This is a genomic window from Nocardiopsis mangrovi, assembly GCF_042653925.1.
GTDB classification, from domain to species: Bacteria; Actinomycetota; Actinomycetes; order Streptosporangiales; family Streptosporangiaceae; genus Nocardiopsis_B; species Nocardiopsis_B mangrovi.
In genome coordinates, this window is the sequence record NZ_JBHSFQ010000002.1 from 426435 (window position 1) to 438008 (window position 11574).

The following is an 11574-nucleotide window of genomic DNA, read 5'->3' on the forward strand; positions in this document are numbered from 1 at the left end:
TGCCATGCGCTTCGGGGTACTGGGACCGCTGGAGGTGTGGCGGAGCGACGGCGGGCCGCTGCGCGTCCCGGAGGTCAAGGTGCGCACGCTGCTGGGCGTCCTGCTCGTGCACGAGGGCCGCCCCGCCGCCGCCGACGCCCTCATCGACGTCCTGTGGGGCGACGCGCTTCCGGCCAACCCCGCGCGCGTGCTCCGTTCGAAGCTGTCCCAGCTGCGCGCGGTGCTGGAGCAGGCGGAACCCGGCGGGCGCTCCCGCGTGGTGCGCGGCCCGGCCGGCTACCGGCTCGCCGTGGGCCCCGACGACGTGGACGCCGCGCGGTTCCGGGCGCTGGCCGAGCGTGCCCGCGCGACCGCCGACCCGCGCGAGCGGGCCACGCTGCTCGGCGAGGGGCTGGCGCTGTGGCGCGGCCCGGCGCTGGCCGATTTCGCCGACGCCCCCTTCGCCGCCGCCACGGCCGCCCGCCTGGAGGAGGAACGGCTCACCGCCCACGAACAGCAGGCCGAGGCCCGGCTCGGGCTGGGCGAGCACCACCTGCTCGCCGACGAGCTCGGCGACCTGGCCGCGGCCCATCCCCTGCGCGAGCGGCTGCGCGGCCTCCAGATGCGCGCCCTCTACCGTTCGGGGCGCCAGGCCGAGGCGCTGGAGGCGTTCGGCGGCCTGCGCGCCGCGCTCGCCGACGAACTGGGGGTCGACCCCGGCCCCGAGGTGGCGCGCCTGCACACGTCGATCCTGCGCCAGGACTCCGGCCTGGCGCCGGAGTACGCGGCGGAGGCGCCGGCCCCGCACCCGCGGTCGAACCTGCCGACGGCGCTCACCCCCGTCATCGGGCGCGAGGCCCACACCCGGGAGGTGCGGGCGCTGCTGCGCGCGGGGCGCCTGGTGACCCTGACCGGACCCGGCGGGGTCGGCAAGACCAGGCTCGCCGTGGAGGCGGCCGACGGCCCCGGGGCCGGGACCGACGCCCACGACGGGGTGTGGCTGGTGGAGCTGGGCGCGCTGCGGCCGGGCTCCGAGGACGGCGCCACGGCGCCGGCCCGCGTGGCCGAGGCGGTCGCCTCGGTCATCGGGGTCCGGGACCACGGCGACAGCGGTCCGGCCGACGCCGCCGGGCTGGGCCGGGCGCTGCGCGATTCGCGCATGCTGCTGATCCTGGACAACTGCGAGCACATCGTGGGAGCGGCGGCGGAGCTGGCCCGGACGCTCCTGCGGGGCGCGCCGCGGCTCCGGGTGCTGGCCACCGGCCGCCAGCCCCTCGGCATCCCCGGCGAGCACGTGTACGAAGTGCCGCCGCTGGCCGCCCCTCCCGAGGACGCGCCGCTCGATACCGCGCACGACTACGAGGAGTACAGCGCGGTGCGGCTGTTCACCGCCCGCGCGCGGGCCGCCGCACCCAACTTCACCCTCGACCGGCGCACGGCCCCGGCGGTCGCCGACCTGTGCCGCCGCCTCGACGGCCTGCCCCTGGCCCTGGAGCTCGCCGCCAACCGGGTCCGGGCGCTGGGCGTGCGCGAGCTCGCGGCCCGGCTGGACGACCGCTTCGCCCTGCTGTCCGCGGAGCACGCGGCGGCCCCGGCCCGGCAGCGGACGCTGCGCGCGGTGATCGACTGGAGCTGGGACCTGCTCACCGAGCCCGAGCGCGTCGTCCTGCGCCGCATGGCGCCGCACTCCGAAGGGTTCACGCTCGACGCCGCCGAGGCGGTCGCCGCGGGCGGGCCCCTCGCCTCCGGCGACGTCGTCGCCGCACTGTCGCGGCTGGTCGAGCGGTCCCTCGTGGGTGCGGTCGACGGCCCCGGCGGCGTCCGCTACCGGCTGCTGGAGTCGATCACCGCCTATGCCGCGGCCCGCTTGGAGGAGGCCGGCGAGACCGGCTCCGCCGCGGCCCGGCACCTGCACCACTACCGCTCCCTCGCCGAGCGGGCCGACCCGCTGCTGCGCGGTCGCGACCAGCAGCGCTGGCTCGGGCGGCTCGATGCCGAGAGCGCCAACCTGCGGACGGCGCTGGACACGGCCCTGCGGCGCGGCGCGGCCGAGGACGCGCTGCGGCTGTCCCTCGCGTCGCTGTGGCACCGCTACCTGCGCGGCAGGCTGGGCGAGGCGCACCGCGCGCTGACCGCGGCCCTCGCCGTTCCCGGCGGCCCGCCGGCCCTGCGCGCGGAGGCCGCCGCCTGGCAGACCGGCCTGGACCTGATGATGCGGGAGCCCCAGGACCCGGTCGCCATCGCGCGGGCCGCGCTGGACGGCTTCTGTGACGGCGACCCGGGCCGGCGGGCACGGGTGCGGTGGTTCCTGGGCACGGCGCTGCTGGAGTTCGGCGAGCTGACGGCCAGCGAGGAACTCGTGGCCGATGCGCTGGAGGTCTTCGGCGACCGCGACGACCGCTGGGGCGTGGCCGCGGCGCTGTGCACCCGCGCGTGGCTGGAGCAGGCGCGGGGCAGGCTCGTCCGGTTCGAGATCGACGCCGAACGGGGCCTTGAGCTGTTCCGCTCACTCGGCGACCAGTGGGGGCAGCTACAGGCACTGCCGATGCTCGGCCACCGGTCCCAGATCGCCGGGGACTACGCCGAGGCCGCCCGCCGCCACCGCGAGGGCCTGCGCATCGCCGAGCGCCTGGGACTGTGGTCGGAGGTGTCCTACCGGCTGTCCGAGCTGGGCCGGGTGGCGCTGCTGACCGGCGATCACGAGGGCGCCGCGCGCTTCCACGAGCGGGCCCGCCGGCTCGCCGCCGACCGCAACGACCGGTTCGGCGAGCGGTTCGCCGAACTCGGGCTGGGGCTGGGCGCGCGCCGCGCGGGCCGCTTCGACGAGGCCGAGCGGCACCTGTCCGGCTGGTTGGAGCGGACCGGTGACTCTCCGGGGCCCGCCGCCGTGGCGCTGGTGCTGGCCGAACTCGGATTCGCCGCCGAGCAGCGGGGCGACGCGGAGACGGCGCTGCGCCGGCACCGGGAGGGCATGGCGGCGGCCCGCTCCACCGGCGACCCCCGCGCGATCGCGCTGGCCCTCGAAGGGCTCGCCGGGGCGCAGGCGCTGCTCGGCGACGCCGTCGAGGGCGCGCGGCTGCTGGGCGCCGCGGACGCCGCCCGGGCCTCGGTCGGCGCCCCCTTGCCGGCCGCGGAGCAGGACGACGTCCGCAGGGTGCGGGACGCGGCCCGCGCGGCCCTCGGCGGCGACGCGTTCTCCGCCGAGTTCGAGCACGGCCGCGCCGCCGGGGATCAGTGGATCAAGTGGTCGGGCCCCACATCGGGGAACTCGTAGTCCCCTTCCGGAAAGCGCGCGGTGGGCATGACGTCCGGCATGGCCGACTCGGTGCGCGGGCGGGTGCGCCGCACATAGGCGGAGCGCAGCCGCAGCGCCGCCGTGACCGCCCCCGTCAGGGCCCGCGAGGGGGCGGCCAGCCCGAACGCCCGGCACAGTTCGGGGCCCAGCAGCGCCGGCATGATGCGGCGGGCGATCGGGGACGCGAGCGGGTGCAGCCGGGGCGGCAGCCAGCCGATGAGCACCTCGGTGAACATCCCGGAGGTGGCCTGCCACAGAGCCGCGGCGTCCGCGCTGTAGGCGACCTCGTCGGCGAGGTAGGCGTCGTGGAAGCGCGCGAAGCCGTCGAAGGTCTCCGGCATGTCCGTGATCCCCATATGCGCGCCCATGTCGCGGAAGTGCAGGCAGGCGGCCCGGCGTTCGGCGTCGCTGAAGCGGCGCCAGCCGTAGCGGTCAACGGCCCGGACCATGTTCACCATGATCGCCGACAGGACGAACAGGTACTCGTCGTTGGTGATGCTCCACGTTCCGCCGTCCTTGTTGGCGTGCCGCACGGCATTGCGGTGGATGCGGTTCATCTGCCGCACCGCCGCCTTGCCGCGCGGCCCCGAGAAGCCGTTGCGGAACATCTCCCACATCAGGATGTTGGTGTCGTCGATGCGGCGGGCGGTGTCGCCGGTGAGCTCGCGCGTGTGCGCGAGCAGGGCCGCCATCCTGGGCGGCGCCAGGCTGCAGTAGAAGCCGACGCTCCCGCCGACCTGCATGTCCCATGGGAACTCATAGGCCATGTCCAGCAGCCAGACCGTGCTGTAGTCCCGGTCGATGTCGCGGCTCTCGATCTCCCGCAGCCGGTCGTAGCGGCCGGCCCGCGTCTGTGAGGCCATCGGCTTCCTCCCCGGTGGGCGTGACGGGCACCCCGCGATTGTCGGCGGACGGAGCGTCCGGGGCCCCCTCCGGAGACCGCGTGTGTCAGGTCGGTCGCGGGCGCGGTGCGCGTCCGGCCGGTGACTTGACAGACCCGGGCCGCCCGCGTTGCCCGTGCCGGAGCCACCGCAGAGCCTGAGCGCGATGCCGACGCTCTGCGAGGAGGCCCCAAGTGGCGTACGAGACGGACCGCGACCCCGCGTCCGCGGCGCCGGATTCACCGGTCCGGCGCGCGCGGCGCCCCGCGTGGCCGTGGGCGCTGGCGCTCGCGGCGGTGGTCGCCGCGTTCCTGCTGTATGCGCTCCCGCGCTACACGACCCTCGACCCGGCACTCGCCGGCGTGCCCCTGCATCCCGGATTCCCGGCGCACTACCCGCTGCTCGTCGTGCACATCGCCTCCGGAACGATCGCGATGCTCGCGGTGTGCGTGCAGGTCTGGCCGCGGATCCGGCGCCGGTGGCCGGCGGTGCACCGGGCGAGCGGGCGGATCTACGTGTTCGGGGGCGTCCTCCCCAGCGCGGTGGCGAGCCTGGTCCTGGTGCCGTGGGCCTTCGAGGGCCAGCCGGTGGGCGGCATCGGCAACACCCTGGTGGCGGTCGTGTGGGCCGTGGTCGCGGTGCTCGGCGTGGTCGAGGCGCGCCGCAGGCGCTTCGACCGGCACCGGATGTGGATGGTGTACGGAATCGCCCTCACGCTGCACATCGTGTGGGGTCGGGCGCTGCCGTTCGTCTTCGAATGGGTCGGGATCGTGGTGCCGGGCCAGGTGATCAAGGAGGGCGCCGGATGGTTCGGCGCGGCGGTCAACCTCCTCATCGCGCACTGGTGGCTGCGGCGCACCGCGCGGCCCGCCAGGAGCGGAGCGGCGCGATGAGGATCCTGGTCACCGGGGCCGCCGGCTTCATCGGCTCGCACTATGTGCGCACCCTCCTGGAGGGCCGGCTGCCCGGCGCCGAGCACGCCCATGTCACGGCCCTCGACCTGCTCACCTACGCGGGCGACCGGGCCGCCCTGCCCGCCGCGCACCCGCGGATGCACTTCGTGCACGGCGATGTCGCCGACGCCCGGCTGCTCGCCTCCCTGCTGCCGGGGCACGACGCGGTGGTGCACTTCGCCGCCGAAACGCACGTGGACCGCTCGATCGCCGGGGGCGCGGAGTTCGTCCGGACCAACGTCCTGGGCACCCAGGTGCTGCTGGAGGCCGTCCGCGGCGCCGGCGTCGGCCGCATGGTGCACGTGTCCACCGACGAGGTGTACGGTTCGATCGCGGCGGGCGCCTGGGACGAGGAGCGGCCGCCGGCCCCGAACTCGCCCTACGCCGCGTCCAAGGCGGCGTCCGACCTGCTCGCGCTGGCGTTCTGGCGGACCCACGGCACGTCGGTGTCGGTCACGCGGTGCTCGAACAACTACGGGCCGGGCCAGCACCCGGAGAAGCTGATCCCGCGGTTCACCACCGGGCTGTTGGCGGGGGAGCCGGTCCCGCTCTACGGCGACGGGCTCAACGTCCGCGAGTGGCTGCACGTGGACGACCACTGCCGCGCCGTCCACCTGGTCCTCACCCGCGGCGCGGGCGGCGAGGTGTACAACATCGGCGGCGGCACCGAACTCACCAACCGGGAGGTCGCCGCGCGGCTGGCCGCACTGTGCGGTGCCGACCCGGCCGCGATCCGCCCCGCGGCGGACCGGCCCGGCCACGACCGCCGCTATGCGCTGGACGACGCCAAGATCCGCCGGACGCTCGGGTACCGGCCGCGCGTCCCCTTCGAGACGGGGCTCGCCGCCACGGTCGCCTGGTACCGCGACCACCCCCACCGGTGGCGGTCCGCGGACGGCGCCGTGCCGGCGCGTACCCGCGAGGCGTCCCGTGCCCGCCGCTGATCTCGCCGCCGCGCGGCTGAGCCCGCGGCACGGCGGCCGGGACGCGGCGCGGGTGGCGGCCTCCGCGACGGCGCCGGTGGACGCCGGCCGCATCGACGCGGTGCGGGCCCGGCTGGCGCACGCCGCCGGTGATCCCGGGTTCCGGGTCGACCGGGTCCCCTTCTCCGACCTGGCGGGCTGGGGGTTCACCGGCGCGGCCGGCGCCCTGGTCCACGACAGCGGCCGGTTCTTCTCCGTGGCGGGGCTGCGCGTGCGCACGGACACGGGGGCGGTGAACGAGTGGAGCCAGCCGATCATCCACCAGCCCGAGGTGGGGATCCTGGGGATCCTCGCCAAGCGGGTGGACGGGGTCCTCCGCCTGCTGATGCAGGTCAAGATGGAGCCGGGCAACCCGAACCTGGTGCAGCTGTCGCCGACGGTGCAGGCGACCCACAGCAACTACACCCGCGCCCACCGCGGCCGCCCGGTGCGGTTCCTGGAGTACTTCATCCGGCCGCGCCGCGTCCTGGCCGACGTGCTGCAGTCGGAACACGGCTCCTGGTTCTACGGCAAGCGCAACCGCAACATGATCGTCGAGGTCACCGGGGACGTTCCCGGGCACCCCGACTTCCACTGGCTGACGGTCGCCGAGATCGGCGCGCTGCTGCGGCACGACAACCTGGTCAACATGGACGCCCGGACGGTGCTCGCCTGCGCGCCCCTGCCGCCCCGGCACGGGCGGGCCGCGCACTCCGATGTCGAACTGCTGTCCTGGTTCACCGGGGAGCGGACCCGGCGCCGCGTGCACACCGAACCCCTCCCGCTCGGCCGCACCCCCGGCTGGGAGCGGACCGCGGACTGCATCCGCCACGAGGCCGGGCGCTACTTCCGTGTGGTCGGGGTCGACGTACGGGCCGCCACCCGAGAGGTGCACCGCTGGACCCAGCCGCTGATCGAGCCCGTCGGGCGCGGCGTGGTCGCGTTCCTGACCCGCGAGATCGACGGCGTCGCGCACGTGCTGGCGCACGCCCGGACCGAAGGCGGCTTCCGCGACACCGTGGAGCTGGGGCCCACCGTCCAGTGCGACCCGGGCTCCCACCGCCATCTGCCCCCCGCCGCCCGCCCGGCCTACCTCGACGCGGTGCTCAACGCCCCGCCCGAGCGGGTCCGCTACCGCGCCGTACACGCCGAGGAAGGGGGCCGCCTGCTCAACGCGGAGAACAGCTACCTCGTGGTGGAGGCGTCCGGGCCCGACGCCCGGCGCCCGCCGCCGCCGGACTTCCGCTGGGTGACCCCGGATCAGCTCGGAATGCTGGTCCGGCACGGCCAGTACGTCAACGTCCAGGCCCGCACCCTCCTCGCCTGCATCAATACCGGCGCCGCACGGCTGACCGGAACCTGACAGACCACCCGGGAGCCGATTGTGCGATCCAGGCCCCTCACACAGGCTTGAGATCCCCGGCAGGCGCACCGCGCCGCTCCCGCCCGATACAGATGGGAGACGCCCCGATGCCCAACCGTAAGAAGGTCGTCCTCGCCGAACCGAGGAGTTTCTGCGCCGGTGTGCGGCGGGCGATCTCCATCATCGAACTGGCGCTGGAGCGCCACGGCCCGCCGGTCTACGTCCGCAAGGAGATCGTCCACAACCACCACGTGGTGCGGACACTGCGGGAGAGGGGCGCCGTCTTCGTCGACTCCGAGAGCGAGGTCCCCGAGGGGGCGGTGTGCGTCTTCTCCGCCCACGGGGTCGCCCCCGAGGTGCGCGACAACGCGCGCGCCCGGCGGCTGGACGTCATCGACGCGACCTGCCCGCTGGTGTCCAAGGTCCACCAGGAGGCGGTGCGCTTCGCGCGTGGCGGGCGCACGCTCCTGCTCATCGGGCACGCCGAGCACGAAGAGGTCGAAGGCACCTTCGGCCACGCGCCGGACCGCACCATCGTCGTCGAGGACGTGGCCGGTGCCGAACGGCTCGACCTGCCCGCCGACACCCCCGTCGCCTACCTCACCCAGACCACGCTGTCGGTGGACGAGACCCGCGACATCATCGCCGTTCTGGAGCGCCGGTTCACCGATCTGCTGGGGCCCGGGACCGATGACATCTGTTACGCGAGCCAGAACCGCCAGGACGCGGTGAAGGCGATCGTCCCGCGCAGCGACCTGGTGCTCGTGGTCGGCTCGCGCAATTCCAGCAACTCCATCCGCATGGTGGAGGTCGCCCGCCGGCTGGGCACCCCCGCCCACCTGGTCCCCGACGCCGGGGAGCTCGACCCGGCGTGGCTGGAGGGGGTGGGCACGGTGGGGCTGAGCGCCGGGGCGAGCGCGCCCGAGGAGCTGGTCCGCGGGGTACTGGTCGTGCTCGCCGAGCACGGCTACGCCCACACCGAACTCGAAAGAGTGGCCGAAGAGGACATCGTGTTCACCCCGCCGGCCCGGCTCACCCGGCCGGCCCCGGCCCCCTGATCCCGCCCGAGCGACCCCAGAGAGGAAGGCCCATGACGGTGTCCGAGCTCGACGGCGCCCGCGTCCGGCATGCCCGGCTGCTGGCGCGGGTCGAGGAGCGATTGGACCGGACCCTCACCGGTGAGCGCGACCGGTGGGCCGCCGTGGATCCGCGCGGCGGCGCTCCCGCCGCCGCCATCGCGGCACTCGTCGGCGCCGGAGGCAAGCGGCTGCGGCCCGCCTTCTGCGTCGCCGGCCACCTCGCGGCGGGCGGCGACCCGGACGACCCCGTGATCGCCGACTGCGCTGCGGCGCTGGAACTGATCCACGCCGGGGCGCTCCTGCACGACGACGTGTTCGACGACGCGGAGACGCGGCGCGGCCGGCCCTCGGCGCACGCGCGGCACGCCGCCGAGCACACCGCCCGCGGCTGGCGCGGGGAGTCCCGGCGCTACGGCGAGAGCGTGGCCGTGCTGGCGGGCGACCTCGCCGACATCCTCGCCGACCGGCTCACCGCGGCCCTGCCCGTGCCCGCCCGCCGTGTGTGGAACGAGCTGCTGACGGAGATCGTCATCGGCCAGCACCTCGACGTGGCGGTGGCCGCGGAGTCGGTCGTGGACCCCGACCTGTCCCAGTGGATCGCGATCTGCAAATCCGGCCGGTACAGCATCCAGCGGCCCTTGCAGCTCGGCGCCGCCATCGCGGGCCGTGCGGAGCTCGGCCCCGTGTTCGCCGCCTACGGCGAGGCGCTGGGCGAGGCGTTCCAGCTCAGAGACGACCTGATCGACGCCTTCGGCGACGCGGAGGCCGCCGGCAAGCCCGTCGGCCTGGACCTGGAGCAGCACAAGATGACGCTGCTGCTGGCGCTGGCGACCCGCCGGGACGCGCGCGTCCGCGAACTGGTCGGCGAGCCCGAATGGGACCTGCCCGCGCTGCGCGCCCGCCTCCGCGAGATCGCCATCGGCGCCGAGATCGAGGCGCGCATCGGCTCGCTGACCGAACGCGCCGTGGCCGCCCTGCACGGCGGCGGGCTGGACCCGGCCTGGTGCGAGGAGCTGACCGCCATGGCGCACCGGGTCGCCTACCGGGAGCGGTAGGCGACCCGCCCGCACGGCCCCTGTACCGCCTCCCCGAGGAGATGACGATGACCCTGCTGGACACGGTGGACGGACCCGCGCGGCTGCGCGGGATGACCGCCGATGAACTCACCGAGCTCGCGGCCGAGATCCGGGCGCTGCTGATCGACCGGGTGTCGCGCACCGGCGGGCACCTCGGCCCCAACCTGGGGGTGGTCGAGCTGACCATCGCCCTGCACACGGTCTTCGACTCCCCGCGGGACCGGGTGCTGTGGGACACCGGACACCAGTCCTATGTGCACAAGGTGCTCACCGGGCGGCGGGCGGGGTTCGAGCGGCTGCGCAAGACCGGCGGCATGTCCGGCTACCCCTCGCGCGCGGAGTCCGAACACGACCTGGTCGAGAACTCGCACGCGTCGACCGCGCTGTCCTACGCCGACGGGCTGAGCCGGGCCGACGCCTACGCGGGCCGGGGCGACCGCGCCGTGGTGGCCGTGATCGGCGACGGCGCCATGACCGGGGGGATGGCCTGGGAGGCGGTGAACAACATCGGCGGAGGCCCCGACCGGCCGCTGGTGATCGTGCTGAACGACAATGAGCGCTCCTACGCCCCCACACAGGGCGGGGTCGCCGACCACCTCGCGCGCCTGCGCGCGGGGGAGGGGCCCGCGGTGTTCGAGCAGCTCGGCCTCTCCTACATCGGCAGGGTCGACGGGCACGACATCGCCGCCCTCCAGGACGCGCTGCGCCGTGCGCGCGACATGAGGCGCCCCGTTCTGGTGCACGCCGTCACCGAGAAGGGCCGCGGTTTCGTGCACACCGAGAACAACGAGCTCGACCGCGGCCACGCGATCAAGCCCATCGATCCGGCCACCGGCCGCCCGCTCGCCGGGTCGTCCGGCCGGTCCTTCACCTCGGTCTTCGGGCAGCGGATCGCGGACATCGCCGAGCACCGCGAGGACGTGGTGGCGATCACCGCCGCCATGCTGGAGCCCACCGGCCTGGTCCCCATGCAGGAGCGGTTCCCGGACCGGGTCATCGACGTGGGCATCGCCGAACAGCACGCGGTCACCCTCGCCGCGGGACTGTCCATGGGCGGGATGCACCCGGTGGTGGCCATCTACTCCACCTTCGTCAACCGCGCCCTGGACCAGCTGCTGATGGACGTCGCCCTGCACCGCAGGGGCGTCACGTTCGTCCTGGACCGCTCCGGGGTGACCGGCGACGACGGCCCTAGCCACAACGGGGTGTGGGACATGTCGGTCCTCCAGGTGGTCCCCGGCCTGCGCATCGCCGCGCCGCGGGACGCCGCCCGCCTCGGGGAGCTGCTGGAGGAGGCCGTGGCCTGGGAGGAGGGGCCGACGCTGGTCCGCTTCCCCAAGGGCGCCGCCGGCGCGGACGTGCCCGCGGAGGCGGTCTTCTCGGGCGTGGACGTGCTGCGCCGGAGCGGCCCCTTGGACGTGCTGGTGGTGTCGGTCGGCGCGCTGGCGGGCCTCGCCCTGGACGTGGCCGACCGGGTGCGCGCCCAGGGCGCGGGGGTGACCGTGGTCGACCCGCGGTGGGTGTCCCCGGTGAGCCCGGTCCTGGCCGACCTGGCCCGGCGGCACCGGCTGGTCGCCACCGTCGAGGACAACAGCCGCGTCGCCGGTGTCGGCGCGGCCATCGCCCAATCCCTGCACGACGCCGGGGTGGGCACACCGCTGCGGTCGTTCGGCGTGCCGCGGCGCTTCCTCGACCACGGCTCCCGCGCCGATGTGCTGTCGCTGTGCGGGCTCACCGCCTGCGACGTGTCCGACGCCGTCATCGAGGCGCTGTCGCGCACGGACGGCCGGCCCGCACCGGGGATGGACGACGAGCTCGCCCGGCTGGCGTCGGGGACGATCAACGGAAAGGACCAGTGATGTCCGTCGATCTCGGAATCCCTGTCGCCCGTCCGCGCCCGTTGGCGACGCGGCGGCGATCGCGGCAGATCATGGTCGGCGGTGTCCCCGTGGGCGGGGACGCCCCCGTCTCGGTGCAGTCGATGAC

General features: G+C 75.3%; 8 protein-coding genes and 1 pseudogene. 8 read left to right on the forward strand and 1 reads right to left on the reverse strand.

Translation table 11 applies throughout. The features are described from left to right. Positions 1–4: 4 nt before the first annotated feature. The gene (locus ACFO4E_RS03880) at positions 5–3253 is read left to right on the forward strand and encodes an AfsR/SARP family transcriptional regulator (protein WP_378571595.1); all 3249 of its coding nucleotides are present in this window, start codon (positions 5–7) and stop codon (positions 3251–3253) included. On the opposite strand, the gene ACFO4E_RS03885 is transcribed toward ACFO4E_RS03880, so the two are convergent. Continuing rightward, positions 3211–4137 (reverse strand): oxygenase MpaB family protein, encoded by a 927-nt coding sequence (locus tag ACFO4E_RS03885; RefSeq protein WP_378571597.1) that lies wholly within the window; start codon positions 4135–4137, stop codon positions 3211–3213. The two genes, ACFO4E_RS03880 and ACFO4E_RS03885, sit on opposite strands and share 43 nt — an antisense overlap. Positions 4138–4349: 212 nt before the next feature. On the opposite strand from ACFO4E_RS03885, the gene ACFO4E_RS03890 reads away from it, so the two are divergent. The 7 genes and pseudogenes from ACFO4E_RS03890 to ACFO4E_RS03920 all read left to right on the forward strand — a co-directional run. Further along, positions 4350–5048 (forward strand): DUF2306 domain-containing protein, encoded by a 699-nt coding sequence (locus ACFO4E_RS03890; protein ID WP_378571599.1) that lies wholly within the window; start codon positions 4350–4352, stop codon positions 5046–5048. Then, positions 5045–6052, forward strand: a complete 1008-nt coding sequence (rfbB, locus tag ACFO4E_RS03895; RefSeq protein ID WP_378571600.1) for a dTDP-glucose 4,6-dehydratase — start codon at positions 5045–5047, stop codon at positions 6050–6052. Before ACFO4E_RS03890 ends, rfbB begins: the two co-directional genes overlap by 4 nt. Beyond that, positions 6039–7433 carry an NDP-hexose 2,3-dehydratase family protein gene (locus tag ACFO4E_RS03900; protein ID WP_378571601.1) on the forward strand — a complete coding sequence of 465 codons (1395 nt, stop codon included), beginning with the start codon at positions 6039–6041 and terminating at the stop codon, positions 7431–7433. The genes rfbB and ACFO4E_RS03900 overlap by 14 nt, the downstream gene beginning before the upstream one ends. Before the next feature lie 107 nt (positions 7434–7540). Beyond that, complete coding sequence (gene ispH / locus ACFO4E_RS03905; RefSeq protein ID WP_378571602.1) at positions 7541–8491, forward strand: 4-hydroxy-3-methylbut-2-enyl diphosphate reductase; 951 nt, start codon at positions 7541–7543, stop codon at positions 8489–8491. A gap of 32 nt (positions 8492–8523) precedes the next feature. Then, positions 8524–9567 carry a polyprenyl synthetase family protein gene (locus tag ACFO4E_RS03910; protein ID WP_378571603.1) on the forward strand — a complete coding sequence of 348 codons (1044 nt, stop codon included), beginning with the start codon at positions 8524–8526 and terminating at the stop codon, positions 9565–9567. Between the two features lie 47 nt (positions 9568–9614). After that, positions 9615–11447 carry a 1-deoxy-D-xylulose-5-phosphate synthase gene (locus tag ACFO4E_RS03915; RefSeq protein ID WP_378571604.1) on the forward strand — a complete coding sequence of 611 codons (1833 nt, stop codon included), beginning with the start codon at positions 9615–9617 and terminating at the stop codon, positions 11445–11447. Further along, positions 11447–11574, forward strand: a pseudogene (locus ACFO4E_RS03920) (flavodoxin-dependent (E)-4-hydroxy-3-methylbut-2-enyl-diphosphate synthase); the annotation flags it as partial. The gene ACFO4E_RS03915 and the pseudogene ACFO4E_RS03920, both read left to right, overlap by 1 nt.

Bases quoted from the DNA above. Each gene is read 5' to 3' on its own strand.
- ACFO4E_RS03880 (WP_378571595.1), top strand. From the start codon at position 5: ATGCGCTTCGGGGTACTGGGACCGCTGGAGGTGTGGCGGAGCGACGGC.
- ACFO4E_RS03885 (WP_378571597.1), bottom strand. From the start codon at position 4,137: ATGGCCTCACAGACGCGGGCCGGCCGCTACGACCGGCTGCGGGAGATC.
- rfbB (WP_378571600.1), top strand. From the start codon at position 5,045: ATGAGGATCCTGGTCACCGGGGCCGCCGGCTTCATCGGCTCGCACTAT.
- ispH (WP_378571602.1), top strand. From the start codon at position 7,541: ATGCCCAACCGTAAGAAGGTCGTCCTCGCCGAACCGAGGAGTTTCTGC.
- ACFO4E_RS03910 (WP_378571603.1), top strand. From the start codon at position 8,524: ATGACGGTGTCCGAGCTCGACGGCGCCCGCGTCCGGCATGCCCGGCTG.
- ACFO4E_RS03915 (WP_378571604.1), top strand. From the start codon at position 9,615: ATGACCCTGCTGGACACGGTGGACGGACCCGCGCGGCTGCGCGGGATG.